Genomic DNA, 23,008 nt, shown 5'->3' on the forward strand with positions numbered 1-23,008 from the left:
CACGGCGCTGTCACCGGGCCTCTCTACATTGCTTCGAAGCCGTTTCGTCACCGAAAGGACACACCTGATGCGAGACCTTCCGACGCCTACCCAGCCGCTCTTCGACTCCTTGCCCACTGGCCTGACTGGCCAGTCGGCGCGGAGGCGTCTTCCTCGTCAGCCAGCACAACGCCAAGCCGAAACACAAGTTGCAACGCCTGCTTTCAGCGTGGCGTGGGCACGTCACCAGGACGAAGTAGCCGAAGCCCAGCGGCTGCGCTACAAAGTCTTTGCCGAAGAAATGGGCGCACGCCTGCAATCGTCGGCCACCGAAACCGATGTCGACATGTTCGACGCCTACTGCGATCACCTGATCGTTCGCGATCAGGAAACGCTCAAGGTGGTGGGTACCTACCGCGTGCTGCCGCCCCACCAGGCCAAGCGCATCGGTTGCCTGTACGCCGAATCGGAATTCGACCTCGTCCGCCTGGCCCACCTTCGGCCGAAGATGCTCGAACTGGGCCGATCCTGCGTGCATCGCGACTATCGCTCGGGCAGCGTCATCATGGCGCTGTGGGGCGGTCTCGGCGAATACCTGCAGCGCTACAACCTTGAGTCGATGCTTGGTTGCGCAAGCGTGCCGATGAGCGACGGCGGCCACTACGCAGCCAGCCTCTACCGCCTGTTCGCCGAGAAGTCTCTGGCGCCGATCGAGTATCACGCCTTCCCGCGCGTGCCGCTGCCGGTCGAAGACCTGAACCAGATGCTCGAGGTTGAGCCGCCCGCGCTGATCAAGGGCTACCTGCGGCTGGGCGCAAAAATCTGCGGCCTGCCTGCCTGGGATCCTGACTTCAACGTAGCGGATTTCCTGACGCTGCTGCGCGTGCGCGACATGAATCCGCGCTATGCACGGCACTTCCTGGGCCTGCACCACGTCTGATCCTCAGACGTAGCAGCCCGATCCCGCAAAGAAGAACGGCGACTCCTGCGAGTCGCCGTTCCTGCATTCTGGCCTGACAGCCATTCAAACGTAGACGACCTTGTAGCGCTTGCCGACGCGCTCCCACTCGTCGGCCTCCTGGGCCAGGCTGTACTCGACCAGCGGGTTGACGTCGATCCACGACTTCGGCAATCGCACTTCAAACCCTTCGTCGAGTTCGTCGGAACGCTGTCCGACTTGGATCTCCGGCAGCTTCATGTCACCGCGCCGACGACACAGCACAAAGGCCAGCCGCAGGCTGAACAGCATGCGCCAGTCCAGGAACCTGCTGCTGCCAGTGAGCTTGCCAAGCTTGCCGGCATGACCGAGCAGCAGCGTGGCCAGGCGTGCCTGGTCGGTTTTGGAGAACCCAGGCATATCGGCATGCGTGGCGATGTAGGCCGAATGCTTGTGATACCCGCTGTGCGAGATCGACATGCCGATCTCATGCAGGCTCGCGGCCCAGCCCAGCAACGAGAGATTGTCCTCCCGGCGCTCGTTTGGCGGATCGGGGAACTGCGCAAGCAGGTCGCGTGCGGCCTGCCCCACCCTAGTCGCCTGTGCCCGATCGACACCGTAGCGGCGCATGAACTGATCCACAGTCACCGTGCGCATGTCCTCGTGATGGCTGCGGCCAAGCAGGTCATACAGCACGCCAAGCCGCAACGCGCCGTCGGTCACGTCCATGCGGTCGATATCGAGCTCGGCAAATACCCCCAACATGATCGACAAGCCACCCGGCAACACGGGAATGCGATCGGCCTTGAGGCCGGCCAGCTTGACCCGATTGGTGTTCTCGGCCTTGATCAGCGCACGTTTCAGGCGCTCCAGGCCTTCGCGCGTGATACCGTGCTCGGCCGGATTGTCATTCATGCCGTTCAGCTCGATCAGCTCGGCCAGCGCGCGCGCGGTGCCGGATGAACCCACGGCCTGCTCCCAGCCGGCCGCCCGATACTGGCGGACCAGCACCTGGATTTCCCGGCGCGCGGCCAGTTCGGCCTGCTTCATCGCATATTCATCGACATTGCCGCTCGGAAAGAACTGGCGGCTGTGGGACACGCAGCCAATATAGAGACTCTCCATCAGCTTGGACTGATAGCCGCTGCCGATGATGAACTCGGTAGAGCCGCCGCCGATGTCGACGACCAGCCGGTTGCCCGGGCAGGCCGGCGCATCGTGCGACGCGCCCAGGTAAATCAGCCGTGCCTCTTCCCGTCCGGCGATCACCTCGATCGGGAAACCCAGTGCGGCTTCCCCCTCGATCAGGAAGTCGGAAGCATTCTTGGCCACGCGCAATGTGTTGGTGGCCACTGCGCGCACCTGGTCCGGGGCGAAGTCGCGCAAGCGATCGCCAAAACGCCGCAGCGCATCAATGCCGCGCCGGCGAGCCGGCTGGTCCAGGTATTTGTCAGGCGTCAGGCCAGCCGCCAGCCTTACGGGTTCGCGCAGGGCGTCGACCTGGAAGATCTGGCTGGCTGGCCCGGAGGCCGTGGGCGTCTCATCCACCCGCCCGATCATCAGGCGGAAGCTGTTGGAGCCCATGTCGACGGCGGCCAGCAGGCGGGGATTCTGTGTCATTGCGTGGGATATACGCGGGCTAGGCCCAATCGGGCCGAACCCGTAAGATTATGTCGTAGCCATGTCCGCATCATGACAAAATCAAAGTGTCATCAAACCGACACGATTCTATGAAAAAGTCGCCACATCGCCAAAACAAGGTCATAGACATGTCGACGACGCCGCCCGGCACGCTGCTGAATCGCGAGCTGGGCATCCTGGAATTCAATGGGCGCGTCCTGGCGCAGGCCGCCGACCCCAATGTTCCCCTGCTGGAACGGCTCAAGTTCATCTGCATCGTATCCAGCAATCTGGACGAATTTTTTGAAATCCGGATGGCGGGCCTGAAGGAACAGATGCGGGAAAACGCGTCGGGCCTCACGCCCGACGGCCTCTCGTTCCAGCAGGCCTACCAGCTTGTCACCGAGCGCACTCAGAAGCTGGTTGCCTCGCAGTATGACATGCTGCAGAACGTGATATTCCCCGCGCTTGAGCAAGAGGGTGTGTTCTTCCACCTGACCAGCACATGGACCGAGGCCCAGCGCGCCTGGGCGCGCGATTTCTTCGTGCATGAGCTTGGCCCGGTGCTGACGCCGATTGCACTCGATCCCGCGCACCCGTTCCCGCGTGTGCTCAACAAGAGCCTGAACTTTGTGATCGAGCTGTCTGGCAAGGATGCGTTCGGCCGGGAAGCCGATCTTGCCATTGTCCAGGCGCCGCGCGCACTGCCGCGGGTGGTGCGCATGCCCGAGGAGCTCTCGGGCTTCCCGCATGGCTTCGTGATGCTGTCGTCGTTCATGCAGGCGTTCGTGCATGAGCTGTTCCCGGCAATCGAGGTGGAAGGCTGCTACCAGTTCCGTGTCACGCGCAATTCGGACCTGTTCGTGTCCGAGGACGATATCACCGATTTGCGCGAAGCGCTGCAGGGCGAACTGCCGACGCGCCACTTTGGCGACATGGTCCGGCTTGAGGTGTCGTCCGACACACCGCCCGCGCTGGCGCGGCGCCTGTTGCTCGAATCCGGCCTGACCGAGAATGACCTGTACCGTGTGAGCGGCCCCGTCAACCTGGTTCGGCTGATGCAGATCCCCGACATGGTGGATCGCCCCAACCTGAAGTTCCCGCCGCATGTGCCGGCAGTGGTCAAGGCATTCCCGGCCAGCGCGAACATGTTCGATGTGGTGCGCCAGCGCGATGTGCTGCTGCATCACCCGTACGAAAGTTTCTCGTCGGTGCTGGACTTCCTGCAGCTTGCGGCCAGTGACCCGAACGTAGTGGCGATCAAGCAGACCGTGTACCGCACCGGCAATGAATCCGCGGTGATGGAAGCGCTGATGACGGCCGCGCGGAACGGCAAGGAAGTCACCGTGGTGGTGGAACTGCTTGCCCGCTTCGACGAGGAAACCAATATCAACTGGGCCGAACGGCTCGAATCGGCCGGCGCCCATGTCGTCTACGGCGTGGTGGGCCACAAGTGCCACGCCAAGATGCTGCTGATCGTGCGCCGCGAGCCGGCCACGCCAAAGGCGAAGCAATTCGTCCTGCGCCGCTACGTCCACCTTGGCACCGGCAACTATCATCCTCGCACCGCCCGGCTGTACACGGATTTCGGCCTGCTGACCTCCGACGAGAAGATCTGCGAGGACGTGCATCATGTGTTCCAGCTTCTTACGGGCACGGCCGGAACGATCCGTCTGAACCACCTGTGGCAGTCGCCGTTCACGATGCACAGCAACCTCGTCGAGCATATCCGCGCCGAGGCCCGTAATGCCCGCGCCGGCAAGCGAGCGCGCATCATCGGCAAGATGAACGCGCTGCTGGAACCGACGATCATCGACGAGCTCTACAAGGCATCGCGCGCTGGCGTGAAGATCGACCTGATCGTTCGCGGCGTGTGCGCACTGCGTCCGGGTGTGCCGGGGATGTCCGAAAACATCTCGGTGCGCTCGATCGTCGGCCGCTTCCTCGAGCACCATCGCGTCTACTATTTCCATGCCGGTGGCGAGGACGTCCTGTACCTATCGAGTGCGGACTGGATGGATCGCAACCTGTTCCGCCGTGTGGAGGTCGCCTTCCCGGTGCTTGATCGCTCGCTCAAGGCGCGCGTGATCAAGGAAGGCCTGCAGGTCCATCTGCGCGACAACGCTTCGGCATGGATCATGGAGCCCAATGGCGAGTATGTGCGTAAGGCCTCGCGGGCCAAGGAACAGCGCGTGAGCCAGGTGGAGCTGCTTGAGAAGTTCGGAACCTGAACGGCTGCGCGAAGCGAAGAGGAAAGAGAAAGGCCGCTCCAGATACAACGGAGCGGCCTTTCTTACTATCGCTATCTTTAGCGCAACAAGAAGAACCTATGCCGCGTGGCGCGAGGCATCACCGAGTTGCTGAATCTCCTGCGCGGCCTCTGGCTCATACCCGCTGCGATCGACCGGGAAGACGATGCGGAACGTGCTGCCCCGCCCCACTTCGCTGGTCACACGCAGGTCTGCCTGGTGGCGCGACAGCACGTGCTTGACGATTGCAAGACCAAGCCCCGTACCGCCGGTATCGCGTGAACGGCTGCGGTCGACCCGATAGAAGCGCTCGGTCAGTCGTGGAATATGCTCCGGCGCGATGCCCAGCCCCGTGTCGCTGACGGAAAACACCGAATGGCCGTCCGTGAAGGTCATGCGGATCGCAATGCGGCCGCCGTCTGGCGTATACCGCACAGCATTCGATACCAGGTTGCCGAGCGCCGACAGCAACTCGCCTTCGGAGCCGCGCAGCACCACGGCGGTATCGATCTCGGTCAGGATTTCGTGATGACCCTGCGACAGCGCCTCGGCGTCATGCACAAGGTGAGCGGCCAGGCCGGCCACATCCACGCGATCGAGAGTCGGCGGCTGGGCGTCCGATTCCAGCTTGGCCAGCGCCAGCAGATCCTCGACGATATGCTGCATGCGCATCGACTGCACCAGCATTAGATCGATGTAGCGCTTGCGGTCATCCTCCGACACCGGCAGATCGCGCACGGTTTCCAGAAAACCTGTCAGCACGGTCAGCGGTGTCTTCAGTTCATGCGACACATTGGCCACGAAGTCACGGCGCATCGCCTCGGTGTTCTCCACCTTGGTGATGTCCTGCGTCAGCACGAGCTTGCGGTTTTCGCCGTAAGGAAGGATCTGCACCGACGTGATGCTGCGCTTGTGCTCGCCCATGTCACGCATGATCAGCGGCTCGTCATAGCGCTCGCGCGTCAGATATTGCACGAACTCCGGTCGGCGGATCAGATGGGTAATGCGCTGGCGCACGTCGCGACGCGCATTGAGGCCGAAGTGCTGCTCGGCTACGCCGTTGCACCATTCGATCTGGTCGGCATCGTCGAGCATCAGCACGCCGTACGGCGACGCCTGGATAGCCTGGATGAAGCGGGTGTGCTGCTGCTCGACCTGCAGCACCTGGGTGCGCCAGCGCTTGACCAGCCGATGCAGGCGGTAATACACCTCGCCCCACAACCCAAGTGCACTCGGAACCTCGCCATAGGCAGGGGCGTCCAGCACCTTCCAGAGTCTGTTGATCTGGAACAGGTAGTAGCCGAGCAGCAGAAACAGCGAAATGCAGAGGAACAGCAGGCCGATGATTGGGCCGGCAAATACGTACAGTCCGGCGCCGATAACCGCCAGGCTGACGAGGATGGCCGCGGAACGGGCCCAGATGACATTCATGCGAGGGTAGAAGGTTCAGGCGGCAATCGCATTGCGACGGAGTGTGCCACGAAACGGCCCCGTCCGATATGACCTGACTCGGCCAGACGGGGCCCTCGCTGCACCGCCATCGGCCGAAATCTGTCAGTGGCTCGGTGAGCGTGCCAGGCGATAACCACTGCCCCGCACGGTTTCGATCATGGTGCTGTACCCGCCGGGCGTCAGCGCTGCACGCAGCCGCTTGATATGCACGTCCACCGTCCGTTCTTCGACGAATACGTGGTCGCCCCACACCTGGTCGAGCAATTGTGAACGACTGTGCACACGCTCCGGATGAGTCATCAGGAAGTGCAGCAAGCGAAACTCGGTGGGCCCCAAGTCCAGCTTGATCGGGCCGCCGTCGTCGTGACCAGTCACGCGGTGCGTGGCCGGGTCCAGACGCAGGCCGTTAATCGCCACCACGTCGTCGGTCAACTGCGGCGCACGGCGGCGCAGCACGGCCTTGATGCGGGCCAGCAACTCCTTCGGCGAGAACGGCTTGGTCACATAGTCGTCCGCGCCGGCCTCAAGCCCCATCACCTTGTCCTGCTCCTCGCTGCGGGCGGTGAGCATGATGATCGGGATCTGCTTGGTGCGGTCGTTGGTGCGCAGCTCCTTGGCGAAGGTTGCGCCCGACTTGCCCGGGAGCATCCAGTCCAGCAGCACGAGATCCGGCAGCACATCGCTCATCAGCGAAAGCGCCTGCTCGGCGTTGTACGCGCGGATCGGATAGTGCCCGGCGTGCTGCAGATTGACGGCAATCAGCTCGGCGATTGCCGGTTCGTCTTCGACAACGAGAATACTGCTCGGCATGTATGGTTTCTCCGCTTACTCAGTCCTGGCGCAGCATCAGCTCAACGCCTCGCGCTCCATGTCCTCACGCGAGGCATGGCGCACGTCCGTGCCCTTGACGATATAGATGATGAACTCTGCAATGTTCTTCGCGTGGTCGCCGATACGCTCGACGGCCTTGGCGATGAACAGGAAGTCCAGCGCTACCGAGATCGTGCGCGGGTCTTCCATCATGTACGTGATCAGCTTGCGCACGAAGGCCCGGAATTCGTCGTCGATGGCCTTGTCGTCCTTGACGATGCGCGCGGCAGCAACGGTGTCCAGGCGCGCAAACGCGTCCAGCGCCTGACGCAGCAGCGTGATGGCCATCTCGCCGGACAGCTTCACTTCGGCATAGTTGATGGTGTGGGCAGCAGCATCTTCCATGATGTGCTTGGTCCGCTTTGCAATCTTCTCGGCTTCATCGCCGGCGCGCTCGAGGTTGGTGATCGTCTTCGAGATCGCCATCACCAGGCGCAGGTCGCGCGCGGTGGGCTGGCGGCGCGCGATGATGTTGCCGCAGTCGGCGTCGATCTCGACTTCCATCGCGTTGAGATCGTGCTCGCGGGCGATGACCTGGTCTGCAACTTCAGCGTCAAAATCGGCCAGCGCACGCATGGCCATTTCGATCTGCGATTCCACCAGGCCACCCATCTGCAGCAGCTTGGTGTTGATCGCGTTGAGGTCAGCGTCGAATTGTGTCGACAGGTGCTTGTCAGTCATGATGTTCTCCTGGCCGCTATACGTATGCTAAGCGTGGATGCTCGAGTCCTGCAAATCGCCGTAAATCAGCCGAAGCGGCCGGTGATGTAGTCTTCGGTTTCCTTGCGATGCGGCTTGATGAAGATCTTCTCGGTCTCGCCGAATTCGATCAGCTCGCCCAGGTACATATAGGCGGTGTAGTCCGAGCAGCGCGCCGCCTGCTGCATGTTATGCGTCACGATCACGACCGTGTATTCATCCTTGAGCTCGGCGATCAGCTCCTCGATGCGGCCCGTCGAGATCGGGTCCAGTGCCGAGCACGGTTCATCGAGCAGCAGCACTTCGGGGCGGATTGCGATACCGCGCGCGATGCACAGCCGCTGCTGCTGGCCGCCGGACAGGCCGTAGCCAGACTGGTGCAGCTTGTCCTTGGCTTCGTTCCAGAGCGCCGCCTTGGAGAGCGCCCATTCGACGCGGTCATCCATCTCCGAGCGCGATAACTTCTCGAATAATCGAACGCCAAAGGCGATGTTGTCGTAGATCGACATCGGGAACGGCGTCGGCTTCTGGAACACCATGCCCACCTTGGCGCGCAGCAGCGAGATGTCTTCCTTGCTGGTCAGCAGGTTCGCGCCGTCCATGTTGATCTCGCCCTCGGCGCGTTGCTCCGGGTACAGCGCGTACATCTTGTTGAAAGTGCGCAGCAACGTGGACTTGCCGCAGCCGGACGGACCGATGAACGCAGTCACCTTCCTGTCCGGGATCGACATGTTGATGTTCTTGAGCGCGTGGAACTGGTTGTAGAAGAAGTTCAGGTTCCGGACGTCAATCTTGGCGCGCACGGTGTCGGGAATATCGATGACGGTAGAGGTCATGCTGATGTCTCGCTGGAATTCGTTGATCGGGCTCACGGGCGCGGGTTACTTCTTGAAAAGCATGCGCGCGATGATGTTCAGCGCAAGCACACCGATCGTAATCAGGAACACGCCGGCCCAGGCCAGCTGCTGCCATTCGGTGAACGGGCTCATGGCGAAGCGGAAAATCGTAACCGGCAGGTTGGCCATCGGCTTGTTCAGGTCCGCGCTCCAGAACTGGTTGGACAGCGCAGTGAACAGCAGCGGCGCGGTTTCGCCGGCGATACGGGCCACGGCCAGCAGCACGCCGGTCACGATGCCCGCGTACGACGACTTGACCGTGATCGACATCACCATCTTCCACTTCGGCGTGCCGAGTGCCACGGCCGCTTCACGCAGCGCGTTGGGCACCAGGTTCAGCATGTTCTCGGTGGTGCGGACCACGATCGGGATCTGCAGCAGCGCCAGCGAGCACACACCGGCCCAACCCGAGAAATGGCCCATACGGGTCACCACAAGCGCGTAGACGAACAGGCCGATCACGATTGACGGCGCGGACAACAGGATGTCGTTGATAAAGCGGATGAAGCTTGCGAGCGGCGACTTCTTGCCATACTCGGCCAGGTAGATGCCGGCCAGGATGCCCAGCGGCGTGCCAACCAGCGTGGCCACGCCGACCAGCACGAAGCTGCCGAAAATCGCATTGGCCAGACCACCGCCCTCGGTGTTCGGGGCCGGCGTCATCTGCGTGAACAGATCCAGCGAGAGTCCGCCGACACCCAGTGAGACCGTGGTCCAGAGAATCCATGCGAGCCAGAACAGGCCGAAGCCCATGGCCCCGAGCGACGCCGTCAGGGCGATCATGTTCATGCGGCGGCGCGAGCCTTGCAGGCGCGCACGCACGGCGTCCGAATCGGGACGTACGGCGGGAATGGTCGAGGTTGCCACGACGTGATTGGCTTGGTTCATTTGCCACCCTCATTCTTGGCCAGACGCAGCAGCAGGACCTTGGATAGCGCCAGCACCACGAACGTAATGAAGAACAGGATCAGGCCCAGTTCCATCAGGGCAGCGGTATGCAGACCGGCACCGGCTTCCGCGAACTCGTTGGCCAGCGCCGAGGTGATGCTGTTGCCCGGCGAGAACAGCGAAACGTTGTCAAGGATGTTGGTATTGCCGATCACGAACGTGACGGCCATCGTCTCTCCCAGCGCACGGCCCAGGCCCAGCATGACGCCACCGATGACGCCCGCGCGGGTATAGGGCAGCACCACATTCCACATTACTTCCCAGGTGGTGCAGCCGATGCCGTAGGCAGACTCCTTGAGCAGCACCGGGGTAACTTCGAACACGTCGCGCATGACCGAAGCGATGTACGGGATGATCATGATCGCGAGGATCACGCCCGCGCAGAGCAGGCCGATACCGAGCGGCGCGCCCTGGAACAGCTTGCCGATCACGGGTACCTGGCCGATGGTGTTGGCCAGCGGCTTCTGGAAGTATTCGCCAAAGATAGGCGAGAACACGAGCAGGCCCCACATGCCGTACACGATCGACGGTACTGCGGCAAGCAGCTCGATGGCGGTGCCGAGCGGCCGGCGCAGCCAGGCAGGCGACAGCTCGGTAAGAAACAGTGCGATGCCGAAGCTGACCGGCACGGCGATGATAAGCGCGATGAGCGAGGTGACGATCGTGCCATAGATGGGCACGAGCGCGCCGTAGACATCGGCGGGCGGATCCCATTCCGAAGCCCACAGGAACGAGAAACCGAACTTGCTGATCGACGGCCATGCGCTGATGGCCAGGGACACGATGATGCCGCCAAGCAGCAACAGCGTCACGATGGCGGCACCGCGGGTCAGGCCGCCGAACAGGATGTCGCCAAGGCGGCTGGGAGGCCGGACGACGGGAAGATCGGACGAGGTCGCCATGATGAAAAGATCGATGGGTGGATCGGAGCCGGGCGGCGTACAGTCCGCCGCGGCCACCCGTCACGCAACGCCGGGGCCGTGCCCCGGGTTGCGTGATCGGACAAGCTTCGAGCTTAGTACAGCGACTTGCCCGAAGCGTCCTTGACGCTGTTCTTCCAGGTCGAACGGATCTGGTTCACGACCGAATCCGGCAGCGGAACGTAGTCGAGGTTCGCAGCCATCGTGCCACCGCTCTTGTAGGCCCAGTCAAAGAACTTCATGACTTCCTGGCCCTGTGCCGGCTTCTCCTGCGTCTTGTGCAGCAGGATGAAGGTGGCGCCGGCGATCGGCCATGCGGCCTTGCCCGGCTCGTTGGTCAGGATCTGGTAGAACGACTTGTTCCAGTCGGCGCCGGCGGCAGCGGCCTTGAACGCTTCGTCGCTCGGCTTGACGATTTCACCGGCCGAGTTCTTCATCGTCAGGTACGTCATCTTGTTCTGCTTGGCGTAGGCGTACTCGACGTAGCCGATGGCGCCATTCAGACGCTGCACGAATGCAGCCACGCCTTCGTTACCCTTGCCACCCGTGCCGCCGCCCGGCCAGTTCACCGTGGTGCCCTCGCCCACCGAGTTCTTCCACTCGGGGCTGACCTTCGACAGGTAGTTCGTGAAGATGAACGTCGTGCCCGAGCCGTCAGCACGGCGCACCGGCAGGATGTCCTGGTTCGGCAGGTGGGCCTTCGGGTTCAGGGCCTTGATCGCGGGATCGTCCCACTTCTTGATCTTGCCCAGGTAGATGTTGGCCAGCACGTCACCCGTGATGATGAGTTCGCCCGGCTTCACGCCTTGCAGGTTGATCACCGGCACCACGCCGCCGATCACCGTCGGGAACTGAATCAGGTTGCCCTTGGCCAGTTCTTCGTCCTTCAGCGGAGCATCGGAAGCACCAAAATCGACGGTCTTGGCGCCGATCTGCTTGATACCGCCCGACGAACCGATCGATTGGTAGTTGACTTTGTTACCCGTCGCTTTTTGGTAGGCATCAGCCCACTTGGAATACACAGGCGCCGGGAAAGAAGCGCCAGCACCGGTAATTTCCGCCGCGAACGCAGTACCCGCCACCACAATCGACACGATGCCTGCTACGGCAGTCTTGACCAGCTTCATATGTCCTCCAGAGAACATGGGTTGGGAATGACAAATTTTTGACAAGGCGAACTTTATGCTCCCTATATGACAGTTCCATGACATCTCCAAATCTTCTTCAAACGTCACCTGAACCTGCCGATATCCAAGGCCTTGTCATAAGCCAGCCGCATTAATGTGACGCAGTAGGCCCTCCGACCTGCAAGCCAGATCAAGCTCCGCGCGGGTGGAAATTACGGCGGTTAATTGCTAAATTTCCAAGCAAAAACGCCACGGCGCGGTGCCGTGGCGTCTGAGAGCAAAAGCTGCGATCTCGCTCAGGTACGCAGCGCGTCGGCAAGCTCCTGGGCGGCTCGTTCGGCGGTCTCCACTTGTTCGGCCTCCACCATCACGCGCACCACGGGCTCCGTGCCCGATGCGCGAATCAGCACGCGGCCACGGCCTTCCAGCTGCGGCTCCACCCGCTCGCGAGCGGCCTTGAGGCCGGCGTGGTTCTGCCAGTCGAACCCCTTCTCCACCCGCACGTTGATCAGTGTTTGCGGGAATAGGCTCACACCGTCCAGCAGTTGCGCCAGCGTCTTGCCGCTGCGGCGCAACGCCGCGAGCACCTGTAGCGCCGACACGATTCCGTCGCCCGTCGTATGACGATCCAGGCACAACAGGTGGCCAGAGCCTTCGCCGCCAAGCTGCCAGTGATGCCGGTTCAGTTCTTCGAGTACATAGCGGTCACCGACCTTGGCGCGCACGAACGACACGCCGATGCGTTTGAGCGCCAGTTCGACGGCCATATTCGTCATCAGCGTGCCGACTGCGCCTTCCACCTGCTGGCCCGATGCCTGACGATCACGGACGATCAGATAAAGCAACTCGTCGCCGTTGTACAGGCGGCCATTGGCATCCACCACTTGCAGCCGGTCGGCATCGCCATCGAATGCCAGGCCCAGATCGGCACCATTGGCCTTGACTGCCTCGACCAGCTTCTCCGGCGCAGTGGCACCGTAACCCGCGTTGATGTTGCGGCCGTCAGGCTGGTTGCCGATCGAGATCACCTCTGCGCCCAGTTCATGGAACACGTGCGGGGCGATGTGATACGCGGCACCGTGGGCACAATCGACCACGATCTTCAGGCCATGCAGATCCTGCTCGTACGGGAACGTGCTCTTGCAGAACTCGATGTAGCGGCCTGCGGCATCGTCGATCCGGCGCGCGCGGCCGAGTTCTTCGGAACGCACGCACGTCATCGGCTCGTCAACCATCGCCTCGATCTGCGCCTCGACCTCATCAGGCAGCTTGTCGCCCGAAGCCGAGAAGAACTTGATGCCGTTGTCGTAGTACGGGTTGTGACTTGCGGAAATCACCACGCCGGCCGCCAACCGCAGCGCGCGCGTCAGGTAGGCGATGCCAGGCGTTGGCAGCGGACCGGTCAGCAGCACATTGACACCCGCCGCAGTAAAACCGGCCTCGAGCGCCGCTTCAAGCATATAGCCTGAAATACGCGTGTCCTTGCCGATCAGCACGGTCGGCTTGCCCAGGTGGGCGGCCTTCTGCCCCAGCGCCAGCACCTTGCCGGCGGCATGGCCCAGCCGCATCACGAAGTCCGGCGTGATCGGCGCATCGCCAACCCGACCCCGCACGCCGTCTGTCCCGAAATACTTGCGTGTCATTGGTTTATTCTCCTTGCTGCCCGGCTGGGGCAACTGATTCATGGCGGATCGCCCACCACACCTTGAGGGCGTCCACGGTTTGTTCGACATCGTGCACGCGCACGATATAGGCGCCGCGCTCGGCTGCACACACGGCCGCAGCCACGCTGGCCGCGACGCGCTCGCTGGGCGGCTTGCCACCGAGGATGGCTCCCAGCGTCGACTTGCGCGACAGGCCCGCGAGAATCGGCAGGCCGTCGATGGCAAGCCGTGGCAATTGTCCGAGCAAACGGAGATTATGATCCGGAGTCTTGCCAAACCCAAAGCCCGGATCGAGCGAGATGCGTGTTTCGTCGACGCCCGCCGCACGCAGGGTTGACACCCTTTCGCGCAGGAACGCCTCGACTTCGGCCACCACGTCGGTGTACTGCGGGGCCTCCTGCATCGTCTGGGGGTCCCGCTGCATATGCATCACGCATAGCCCCGACTGCCCTGCCGTAACTGCCTCGACGGCACCGGGCATGCGAAAGCCCCAGATATCGTTGATCAGATCGGCTCCGCCCGCCAGTGCCGCGCGCATGACCTCCGGCTTATAGGTATCGATTGACAACGGCTTGCCGCAATCCACCAGTGCCTCGACGATCGGCATGACGCGATCGAGTTCCTGTTCAAGCGGCAGCGCGGCCGAACCCGGGCGGCTCGATTCCCCGCCGATATCGATGATGTCGACACCCTCGGCAATCATCTGCTCCGCGTGGCGCAGTGCCGCGTCACGCGTGGCATGCTCGCCACCATCGGAAAACGAATCGGGAGTCACATTGAGGATGCCCATTACCAGCGGGCAGCGATTGCGAGCAAAGCGATAGCGCCCGCACTGGAAAAACTCGGTCGACAAGATGCGTGTCCTGAATACAAAAAGGCCGGTGCGCAAGGCACCGGCCTGAGAGGCTATCAGAAACTATCCCGGCTGGGGATGGCCTCCGCGACTACCGCCCAATTACGCCGTTTCGTCCGCGCGAGCCGTGGCGGGCGCGTTGGTCGGCGCCACCGGCGAGCCGCCCGAAGGCGTGCTGCCACCGCCGCTCGGGCCCTGCGCGCTGCGCGGCGGGCGCGGCGGGCGGCCGGCCATGATGTCGTTGACCTGCTCGGCGTCGATCGTTTCCCATTCCATCAGCGCGTTGGTCATCGCCTCGACCTTGTCGCGGTTCTCTTCAAGCAGGCGCTTGGCCAGCGCGTATTGCTCGTCGATGATGCGACGGATCTCGGAATCGACCTTCTGCTGAGTGGCTTCGGACACGGTCTTCGACGACAGCTTGCCGAACATGCCATCCTGCTCGGTGTCGACATAGACCATCGCGCCGAGCGTGTCGCTCATGCCGAATCGGGTCACCATGTCGCGGGCAATCTTGGTAGCACGCTCAAAGTCGTTCGAAGCGCCGGTGCTCATTGCATTGAGGAACACCTCTTCGGCAGCACGTCCGCCAAACAGGATAGCGATCTCCTCGAGCATGTTGTCCTTGTACTTCGAGTACTTGTCATGCTCCGGCAGTTGCCAGGTTACGCCCAGCGCCCAGCCGCGCGGCATGATCGTGACCTTGTGCACCGGGTCGGCCTTCGGCAGCAGCTTGGCCACTACCGCATGGCCGGACTCGTGGTAAGCCGTGGCCTTGCGCTCTTCCTCGCGCATGACCGTCGACTTGCGCTCCGGGCCCATGTAGATCTTGTCCTTCGCGTCCTCGAAGTCCTGCATGTCCACCACGCGCTTGTTGCGGCGGGCGGCAAACAGCGCGGCCTCGTTGACGAGGTTGGCCAGGTCGGCGCCCGAGAAACCAGGCGTGCCGCGCGCGATCACCGACGCGTCGACGTCGTTGCCGATCGGCACCTTGCGCATATGGACCTTCAGGATCTGCTCGCGGCCGCGGATATCCGGCAGGCCCACGTAGACCTGGCGGTCGAAACGACCCGGACGCAGTAGCGCCTTGTCGAGCACATCGGCACGGTTGGTCGCGGCAATCACGATCACGCCCGAGTTGGCCTCGAAGCCATCCATCTCGACCAGCATCTGGTTCAGGGTCTGTTCGCGCTCGTCGTTACCGCCGCCCATGCCGGCGCCACGATGGCGGCCGACCGCGTCGATTTCGTCGATGAACACGATGCAGGGAGCCTGCTTCTTGGCGTTCTCGAACATGTCGCGCACGCGGGCCGCGCCCACGCCGACGAACATTTCCACGAAGTCGGAACCCGAGATGCTGAAGAACGGCACCTTGGCCTCACCGGCAATCGCACGAGCCAGCAGCGTCTTGCCGGTACCCGGGGGACCAACCAGCAGCACGCCGCGCGGAATGCGTCCGCCCAGCTTCTGGAATTTCTGGGGATCCTTGAGGAAGTCGACCAGCTCGACCACTTCTTCCTTCGACTCGTCGCAGCCGGCGACGTCGGCGAAGGTAACGGCGTTCTGGTTTTCGTCGATCAGACGCGCACGGGATTTGCCGAAGGAGAAGGCGCCGCCTTTCCCTCCACCCTGCATCTGTCGCATCATGTAGAACCAGAACACGATGATCAGGAGCGTCGGTCCAAGGTAGTACAACGCCTGGACCAGCACGTTCGGCTCGTCATCGGCCTTGCCGGTCACCTGGACGCCGTACTTCATCAGATCGCCGACCATCCAGATGTCGCCCGGCGAGATGATCGTGTACTTCGCCCCTTCCTTGGGCGACACCACAAGGTTGCGGCCCTGTACGTCGACGCGCGACACCTTGCCGTTCTTGGCGTCATCCATGAACTGCGAATAGGTGACACCTTCCTGGGCACGTGGTTTGTCGAACTGCTTGAAGACGGTGAACAAAACCAGCGCGATTACGAGCCAGATTGCCGCCTTTTGAAACAGGTTGTTATTCAAGGCCGAACTCCTTTGCAATTGCCTTGCCAACGGGTAGCTGCATTGCATTGTAATGCAGCGCCCGCCCCCGCAGGGAAATCTGAATCTATGGGCCTGATAGTGCCCGATACGGCCCGTTCGGGGCAAGCCACGCTGCGCGCTGCCCCGCGGATCCCTCCTCCGGAGGGGTCCGGCGGCCCGTTTTCAGTCCACCGACTTCAGGTAACGCCCAAGAATGAAGGTTTCTGAAGACTTGTCGCGCGACGCCTTGGGCTTGCGCTTGGCGACGACCTTGAACTGCCGCTTGAACTTTTCCACGATCTGGCTGTAGCCCGACCCGTGGAAACACTTGACCAGCAACGACCCTTCCGGCTTCAGGTGCGCCTGGGCAAAATCCAGTGCCAGGTCACACAAATACTCGATCCGCGCGGAGTCGGCCGACGCTACACCCGACAAGTTGGGGGCCATATCCGAGATAACAAGGTCGATTCGCGATCCGCCCGACGCCTCCAGCACCACTTCCTCAAGCTGGCGGAACACCTCTTCCTCGCGGAAATCGCCCTGGATGAACGTCACATCGGCCACCGGCTCCATCGGCAGGATGTCGATCGCCACCACGGCGCCGTCGATCCGGCCGTCCTTGGCACGTGACGATGCCGCCAGCTTGTTGCGGGCGTACTGGCTCCAGCTGCCCGGCGCCGCACCCAGGTCGACGATGACATGGCCCGGCTGGATCAGCTTGTCCTGCTCGTCGATCTCCTTGAGCTTGTAGGCCGCGCGGGCGCGATAGCCCTCGCGCTGGGCCATCTTTACGTACGGATCGTTGATGTGGTCGTGCAGCCACGACTGGTTGAACTTGTTCTTGCCCTTGGACATCCTGAGACATGCCTGTTTTGCGGGAGTGCCAGCGCACGTCGTGTGACTGTACGCAGCTTTTTCTCCCGATTTGGAGATCTTTGCCGCCTGCCGACGACATTTTGGCGGATAATACGCGCCAAATCGCTTTTTGCCCTCTATGCCAGCCCTACAACTGATTCCCGCCCAACGCTCCGACCTGCGCTCGCGCGCCCACAGCCTCAATCCCGTGGTCATGATCGGCGCAGAAGGCCTGACCCGTGCGGTCCTGGCCGAGATCGACCGCAGCCTGGCGGCCCACGATCTGATCAAGATTCGCGTGTTTGGCGACGAGCGCGATACGCGCGTGGCCATTTACGAATCCATCTGCGACGAACTCGACGCCGCGCCGATCCAGCACATCGGCAAGCTGCTCGTGATCTGGCGTCCGGGCCCCGCCCGCCTGAAGGAAAACCAGCCGGACGAACTCGGCCATGGCCAGCACCGTCGGCTTGGTACCGGCGCCGCACCGCGTACCGTGATGGTTCGCAAACCGGCCAAAACCGGGCAGCGCCGCCCCAGTCGCACGGCAGTAACCGTGCTGGGCAACGAGCGTGTGACCCAGGGCGGCAACGTCAAGCGTTCGCGCGCGCGTCCGGCCAGCCAGAAGAAGAAGGCGTTGGGTTGATGCCGTGGCCGAACCGGCCACCTGCACCCACTCCAACCAGAAGGCGGCCCAGGCCGCCTTTTTTCATTCCCCTGCCGAACGTGGCGCGCTGGCGCGCCATACGAGTACCAGCGCCAGCAGGCTCTGCACAAGGTAGATCACGCTCGACACCCCGTGCAGCATGCCGAACTCGCTCCTGTACGGCGACTCCGACACGCCCAGGCTGAGTGCCTGAGCCTTGGCCTTGAGCCCTTCCATGAGCGGCTGCACGCCGAAATAGCCGGCCAGCACACATACCAGCATCGCCAGCACGACCCACCGCAACGAGCGGTAGCGCGCCGCGCCGCGGCGGATCAGCACATTGCAGAGCACAAGCTGGAGCACACCCACGGTAATGCCGAGGATGGCCTCATAGCGGAACAGATGACCGGCGATCATGCCGGCCGTCTCGCGGCTTGGCAGCACCGCGAACAACGTGGGCGCCACCATGTAGCCAACCGTCCACAGGCTACCGGCCCAGATCACGGTCAGCAGCAGGAATAGCCGGTGCGGCAGCGGCGGCAGGTTGGCGTAGGAAGACGAAAACACGTCTGTCCCGCGTCAGATGTAGCGCACCGTGATGACTTCGTATTCGCGCTCGCCGCCAGGGGCCAGCACGGTGGCCACGTCGCCTTCGAACTTGCCGATCAGCGCGCGGGCAATTGGGGAGCTCACGGAAATCTTGCCGCTGTCCAGGTCGGCTTCGTCGTCGCCAACGATCTGGTAGCTCACGGGCCTGCCCGATTCCAGGTCTTCCAGGTCCACCGTGGCGCCAAAGACGATGCGGCCGTCCGTGTCAAGTTGAGTGGGGTCGATGACCTGTGCGGCGGACAGCTTTGCCTCCACTTCCAGGATGCGGCCCTCGATGAATGCCTGCTTTTCCTTGGCAGCGTCGTATTCGGCATTTTCCGACAGGTCACCCTGTGCGCGGGCCTCGGAGATGGCATTGATCACCGCGGGACGTTCGACGGCCTTGAGGTGCTGGAGCTCTTCCTTCAGGAGTTCGGCGCCACGCTTGGTAATCGGAATGGTGCTCATTGTCTTGTTCAACAAAAAAATGAGCCGCAGCGGAGCTGGAGCCGTACCGCCGGCAACACCTGCCAGGCAGCACTTCCGCTCAACCGCGGCTTTCGGGTGGGACCGCACGGCACATGGCCCGTCCGGTCAACGAATTCGACGTAGTTTAGGCCAGAACCGCTGCCGGTATCAACCCGGCGGCGGGGCCGCTGCAGGCGGGTCGCTTCCCCCGCACTGCAGCATCAGGCACTTCGGATGCTTCAGGCCAGTTGCTTGTGCAGGCCCTGCAGGTCATAGACCTCCAGGCTTTGCATGTGCTTCAGACCTTCCACTGCGGCGTTGGCGCCGGCGATGGTGGTGTAGTACGGCACGCGGGCGGCCAGCGCGGCGATACGGATCGAGCGCGAGTCGGCGATTGCCGTGCGCGTCTCGTCGACGGTGGTGAACACCAGCGCCAGTTCGCCGTTCTTGATCATGTCCACGATGTGCGGACGGCCGTCCTTGACCTTGTTGACCACCTTGACCGGGATGCCTGCGGCCTCGATGGCCGACGCCGTGCCACGCGTGGCAACGATCGGGTAGCCCAGGTCATGCAGCATGCGGGCCACGCTCACGGCGCGCGGCTTGTCGCTGTCCTTGACCGTGATCAGCACCGTGCCCTTCTCGGGCAGGCGCGAACCGGCTGCAAGCTGGCTCTTGAACAGCGCTTCGCCGAACACCTTGCCCACGCCCATCACTTCACCGGTCGAACGCATTTCCGGTCCAAGCACCGGGTCAACGCCCGGGAACTTGTTGAACGGGAACACGGCTTCCTTGACGCTGTAGTACGGCGGCACGACTTCGTCGCCGATCCCTTGTGAGTCCAGCGACTGGCCGGCCATGCAGCGCGCGGCGATCTTGGCCAGCGACAGGCCGGTAGCCTTCGACACGTACGGCACGGTACGCGACGCGCGCGGGTTCACTTCCAGCACGTAGACGATGTCCTCGCCGTTCTTCTGCTGGATTGCGAACTGCACGTTCATCAGGCCCACCACGTTCAGCGCCTTGGCCATTGCGGCGGTCTGCCGCTTCAGTTCGTCGACCGTAGCCTGCGAAAGCGAGTACGGCGGCAGCGAGCAGGCCGAGTCGCCCGAGTGGACGCCTGCCTGTTCGATGTGCTCCATCACGCCGCCGATGAACACGCGCTTGCCGTCGCACAGGGCGTCGACGTCGCACTCGATGGCGTCATTCAGGAAGCGGTCCAGCAGCACCGGCGAGTCGTTCGAGACCTTCACGGCCTCGCGCATGTAGCGCTCGAGGTCGCGCGGCTCGTGCACGATTTCCATCGCGCGGCCACCCAGCACGTACGACGGACGCACCACCAGCGGATAGCCGATTTCCTCGGCCAGGCGCAGGGCTTCGTCCTCGGCACGCGCGGTGCGGTTCGGCGGCTGACGCAGGCCCAGCTCCTGCAGCAGCTTCTGGAAGCGCTCGCGGTCTTCCGCGGCGTCGATCATGTCCGGGCTCGTGCCGATGATGGGCACGCCGTTGGCTTCCAGGTCCAGCGCCAGCTTCAGCGGGGTCTGGCCGCCGTACTGGACGATCACGCCAACCGGCTTTTCCTTGTCGACGATTTCCAGCACGTCTTCCAGCGTCAGCGGCTCGAAGTACAGGCGGTCCGACGTGTCGTAGTCGGTGGAAACCGTTTCCGGGTTGCAGTTGACCATGATGGTCTCGTACCCGTCTTCGCGCAGCGCCAGCGCGGCGTGCACGCAGCAGTAATCGAACTCGATACCCTGGCCGATCCGGTTCGGACCACCGCCCAGCACCATGATCTTCTTGTTCGTGGTCGGGTCCGCCTCGCACTCGCCGTGTTCGGCTTCATACGTGCCGTACATGTAGGCGGTGTTGGTGGCGAACTCAGCCGCGCAGGTGTCCACGCGCTTGTAGACCGGGCGAACGTTCTGGGCCAGACGCGCCTGGCGCACGGACTTCGCGTCGGTCTTCAGCAGCTTCGCCAGGCGGCGATCCGAAAAGCCCTTCTGCTTCAGGTAGCGCAGTTCGGGGGCCGACAGGCTTTCCAGCGTGCGGTTGCGCACCAGGCCTTCGGCCTTGACGATGTCTTCGATCTGGGCCAGGAACCACGGATCGATGTCGGTCTCGGCCTGCACTTCTTCCAGCGACATGCCCAGGCGGAATGCGTCGCCCACGTACCAGATGCGGTCCGGGCCGGCTTCGCCGATTTCCTCGATCACTTCATCGCGGTCGGTCGACTTTTCGTCCAGGCCGTCCACGCCAACTTCCAGGCCGCGCAGCGCCTTCTGGAACGATTCCTGGAACGTGCGGCCCATGGCCATCACCTCGCCCACCGACTTCATCTGGGTGGTCAGGTGGCTGTCGGCCTGCGGGAATTTCTCGAACGCGAAACGCGGCACCTTGGTGACCACGTAGTCGATCGACGGTTCGAACGAGGCCGGGGTCTGGCCGCCGGTGATTTCGTTCTTGAGCTCGTCGAGCGTGTAGCCAACGGCCAGCTTGGCCGCGACCTTGGCGATCGGGAAGCCCGTGGCCTTCGAGGCCAGCGCCGACGAACGCGACACACGCGGGTTCATTTCGATCACGATCATCCGGCCATCCTGCGGATTGATCGAGAACTGCACGTTCGAGCCGCCGGTGTCCACGCCGATCTCGCGCAGCACGGCCAGCGAGGCGTTACGCAGGATCTGGTATTCCTTGTCCGTCAGCGTCTGAGCCGGGGCCACGGTGATCGAGTCACCGGTGTGGATGCCCATCGGGTCCAGGTTTTCGATCGAGCAGATGATGATGCAGTTGTCCGCCTTGTCGCGGACCACTTCCATCTCGTATTCCTTCCAGCCCAGCAGCGATTCCTCGATCAGCAGTTCACGCGTCGGCGACAGGTCCAGGCCGCGCTTGCAGATCTCTTCGAACTCTTCGCGGTTGTAGGCGATGCCACCGCCCGAGCCGCCCAGCGTGAACGACGGGCGGATCACGATCGGGTAGCCGGTGGTGCCGGTTTCCTGGGCGATGCGCGACTGCACGGCCACAGCTTCGTCCATCGAGTGGGCGATGCCCGACTTGGCCGAACCGAGACCGATCTTGGTCATCGCGTCCTTGAACTTCTGGCGGTCTTCGGCCTTGTCGATGGCTTCCGGCGACGCGCCGATCAGTTCGACGTTGTACTTGGCCAGCACGCCGTGGCGGTGCAGGTCCAGCGCGCAGTTCAGCGCGGTCTGGCCGCCCATGGTCGGCAGGATCGCGTCCGGGCGCTCCTTCTCGATGATGCGCTCGACCACTTCCCACGTGATGGGCTCGATGTACGTCACGTCGGCCGTGTTCGGGTCCGTCATGATGGTCGCCGGGTTCGAGTTGACCAGGACGACCTTGTAGCCCTCTTCGCGCAGCGCCTTGCAGGCCTGTGCGCCGGAGTAGTCGAACTCGCACGCCTGGCCGATGATGATCGGGCCCGCGCCGATGATTAGGATGCTCTTGATGTCTGTGCGCTTTGGCATTGCACGCTCTCTTTGTTGGCCGGCCCGCGCGTTTGGCGCGAGCCGTGCCGGATATCAGGTTGTAGGCCGTCAGCCCAGTGTGGCAGTGGCCAGCTTGGCGCCGAAGCCGATGAACATCGCCCCGACACCACTCGACATGCCTGCGGACAGGCGGCGTCGGCGGCGGAACGCATCGGCCAGCTTCGCGCCCACGAAGATGATCGTGGTCAGGTAGGCGAAGCTGCAGATCTGGCAGACCAGGCCCAGCGCCACGAACGACAGCGCCGGATAGCCGAACTGCGGATCCACGAACTGGATGAAGAACGAGATGAAGAACAGGATGGCCTTCGGGTTCAGCAGGCTGATGAACAGCGCCTTGCTGAACGGATTGGCCGACCGGTCCAGCGGCACCTCGGCCGCCTTCGCACCCGCTTCAGCCGGCTTCGACCAGTTGCGCAGCGCGCCGCGCAGCATCTGGAAGCCGACCCAGGCCAGGTAAGCGGCGCCCACGTACTTGATCACGTGGAACAGCGCCGGGCTGGCCTTGAGCAGCGACGCCACGCCGGCGGCCGACAGCACCATCAGGATGGCATCGCCGAGGAACACGCCGCACGCGCCCTTGTAGCCGGCACGCACGCCGCGCTGGGCGGCCACCGACAGCACGTACATCGAGTTCGGCCCCGGCAGCAGCACGATGAAGATCGTGCCCAGCACATAGGTCCAGAAATCGGTGATGCCGAAGTTGGCGAGCATAAAGGCGTTCACG

General features: G+C 63.1%; 19 protein-coding genes. 3 read left to right on the forward strand and 16 right to left on the reverse strand.

The window, feature by feature from the left end; genetic code table 11:
• Positions 1-67 precede the first annotated feature (67 nt).
• On the forward strand, positions 68-919 hold the full coding sequence (locus B552_RS0124065) for a GNAT family N-acetyltransferase (RefSeq protein WP_083860349.1): 852 nt from the start codon (positions 68-70) through the stop codon (positions 917-919).
• A gap of 84 nt (positions 920-1,003) precedes the next feature.
• Here B552_RS0124065 and ppx read toward each other — a convergent pair whose 3' ends face one another.
• Positions 1,004-2,536: an exopolyphosphatase gene (gene ppx, locus B552_RS0124070; protein WP_019451617.1), complete on the reverse strand. Its 1,533-nt coding sequence runs from the start codon at positions 2,534-2,536 to the stop codon at positions 1,004-1,006.
• Positions 2,537-2,646: 110 nt separating this feature from the next.
• On the opposite strand from ppx, the gene ppk1 reads away from it, so the two are divergent.
• The gene (gene ppk1, locus B552_RS0124075; protein ID WP_083860350.1) at positions 2,647-4,767 is read left to right on the forward strand and encodes a polyphosphate kinase 1; all 2,121 of its coding nucleotides are present in this window, start codon (positions 2,647-2,649) and stop codon (positions 4,765-4,767) included.
• A 96-nt stretch (positions 4,768-4,863) separates the two neighbouring features.
• On the opposite strand, the gene phoR is transcribed toward ppk1, so the two are convergent.
• The 11 genes from phoR to B552_RS0124130 form a co-directional block, all read right to left on the reverse strand.
• Complete coding sequence (phoR, locus tag B552_RS0124080) at positions 4,864-6,216, reverse strand: phosphate regulon sensor histidine kinase PhoR (RefSeq protein WP_019451619.1); 1,353 nt, start codon at positions 6,214-6,216, stop codon at positions 4,864-4,866.
• A 123-nt stretch (positions 6,217-6,339) separates the two neighbouring features.
• Positions 6,340-7,047 carry a phosphate regulon transcriptional regulator PhoB gene (gene phoB, locus B552_RS0124085; protein ID WP_019451620.1) on the reverse strand — a complete coding sequence of 236 codons (708 nt, stop codon included), beginning with the start codon at positions 7,045-7,047 and terminating at the stop codon, positions 6,340-6,342.
• 36 nt (positions 7,048-7,083) lie between these two features.
• On the reverse strand, positions 7,084-7,788 hold the full coding sequence (gene phoU / locus B552_RS0124090; RefSeq protein WP_019451621.1) for a phosphate signaling complex protein PhoU: 705 nt from the start codon (positions 7,786-7,788) through the stop codon (positions 7,084-7,086).
• Positions 7,789-7,853: 65 nt separating this feature from the next.
• Positions 7,854-8,642, reverse strand: coding sequence for a phosphate ABC transporter ATP-binding protein PstB (gene pstB, locus B552_RS0124095; protein WP_019451622.1), 789 nt, complete (start codon positions 8,640-8,642; stop codon positions 7,854-7,856).
• Between the two features lie 45 nt (positions 8,643-8,687).
• On the reverse strand, positions 8,688-9,590 hold the full coding sequence (pstA, locus tag B552_RS0124100; protein WP_019451623.1) for a phosphate ABC transporter permease PstA: 903 nt from the start codon (positions 9,588-9,590) through the stop codon (positions 8,688-8,690).
• Positions 9,587-10,552, reverse strand: a complete 966-nt coding sequence (gene pstC / locus B552_RS0124105) for a phosphate ABC transporter permease PstC (protein ID WP_026036003.1) — start codon at positions 10,550-10,552, stop codon at positions 9,587-9,589. Before pstC ends, pstA begins: the two co-directional genes overlap by 4 nt.
• A 113-nt stretch (positions 10,553-10,665) precedes the next feature.
• Complete coding sequence (gene pstS / locus B552_RS0124110) at positions 10,666-11,697, reverse strand: phosphate ABC transporter substrate-binding protein PstS (protein ID WP_019451625.1); 1,032 nt, start codon at positions 11,695-11,697, stop codon at positions 10,666-10,668.
• A 296-nt stretch (positions 11,698-11,993) separates the two neighbouring features.
• Complete coding sequence (gene glmM / locus B552_RS0124115) at positions 11,994-13,340, reverse strand: phosphoglucosamine mutase (protein WP_019451626.1); 1,347 nt, start codon at positions 13,338-13,340, stop codon at positions 11,994-11,996.
• Positions 13,341-13,344: 4 nt separating this feature from the next.
• Positions 13,345-14,214, reverse strand: a complete 870-nt coding sequence (folP, locus tag B552_RS0124120; RefSeq protein WP_026036004.1) for a dihydropteroate synthase — start codon at positions 14,212-14,214, stop codon at positions 13,345-13,347.
• 102 nt (positions 14,215-14,316) lie between these two features.
• Positions 14,317-16,218, reverse strand: coding sequence for an ATP-dependent zinc metalloprotease FtsH (gene ftsH, locus B552_RS0124125; RefSeq protein ID WP_019451628.1), 1,902 nt, complete (start codon positions 16,216-16,218; stop codon positions 14,317-14,319).
• A 183-nt stretch (positions 16,219-16,401) separates the two neighbouring features.
• On the reverse strand, positions 16,402-17,073 hold the full coding sequence (locus B552_RS0124130; RefSeq protein ID WP_019451629.1) for an RlmE family RNA methyltransferase: 672 nt from the start codon (positions 17,071-17,073) through the stop codon (positions 16,402-16,404).
• A 139-nt stretch (positions 17,074-17,212) separates the two neighbouring features.
• On the opposite strand from B552_RS0124130, the gene B552_RS0124135 reads away from it, so the two are divergent.
• A complete protein-coding gene (locus B552_RS0124135; protein WP_019451630.1) occupies positions 17,213-17,719 on the forward strand; it encodes a YhbY family RNA-binding protein in 507 nt (168 codons plus the stop codon).
• Positions 17,720-17,782: 63 nt separating this feature from the next.
• Here B552_RS0124135 and B552_RS0124140 read toward each other — a convergent pair whose 3' ends face one another.
• The 4 genes from B552_RS0124140 to leuE form a co-directional block, all read right to left on the reverse strand.
• The gene (locus B552_RS0124140; protein ID WP_019451631.1) at positions 17,783-18,286 is read right to left on the reverse strand and encodes a DUF4149 domain-containing protein; all 504 of its coding nucleotides are present in this window, start codon (positions 18,284-18,286) and stop codon (positions 17,783-17,785) included.
• A gap of 12 nt (positions 18,287-18,298) precedes the next feature.
• Positions 18,299-18,775, reverse strand: a complete 477-nt coding sequence (gene greA, locus B552_RS0124145) for a transcription elongation factor GreA (RefSeq protein ID WP_019451632.1) — start codon at positions 18,773-18,775, stop codon at positions 18,299-18,301.
• A gap of 239 nt (positions 18,776-19,014) precedes the next feature.
• Positions 19,015-22,263 (reverse strand): carbamoyl-phosphate synthase large subunit, encoded by a 3,249-nt coding sequence (carB, locus tag B552_RS0124150; RefSeq protein WP_019451633.1) that lies wholly within the window; start codon positions 22,261-22,263, stop codon positions 19,015-19,017.
• A gap of 69 nt (positions 22,264-22,332) precedes the next feature.
• Positions 22,333-23,007 carry a leucine efflux protein LeuE gene (gene leuE, locus B552_RS0124155; protein ID WP_026036005.1) on the reverse strand — a complete coding sequence of 225 codons (675 nt, stop codon included), beginning with the start codon at positions 23,005-23,007 and terminating at the stop codon, positions 22,333-22,335.
• Position 23,008: the final 1 nt, after the last annotated feature.

The organism is Cupriavidus sp. BIS7, assembly GCF_000292345.1.
In the GTDB taxonomy this organism is placed as follows: domain Bacteria; phylum Pseudomonadota; class Gammaproteobacteria; order Burkholderiales; family Burkholderiaceae; genus Cupriavidus.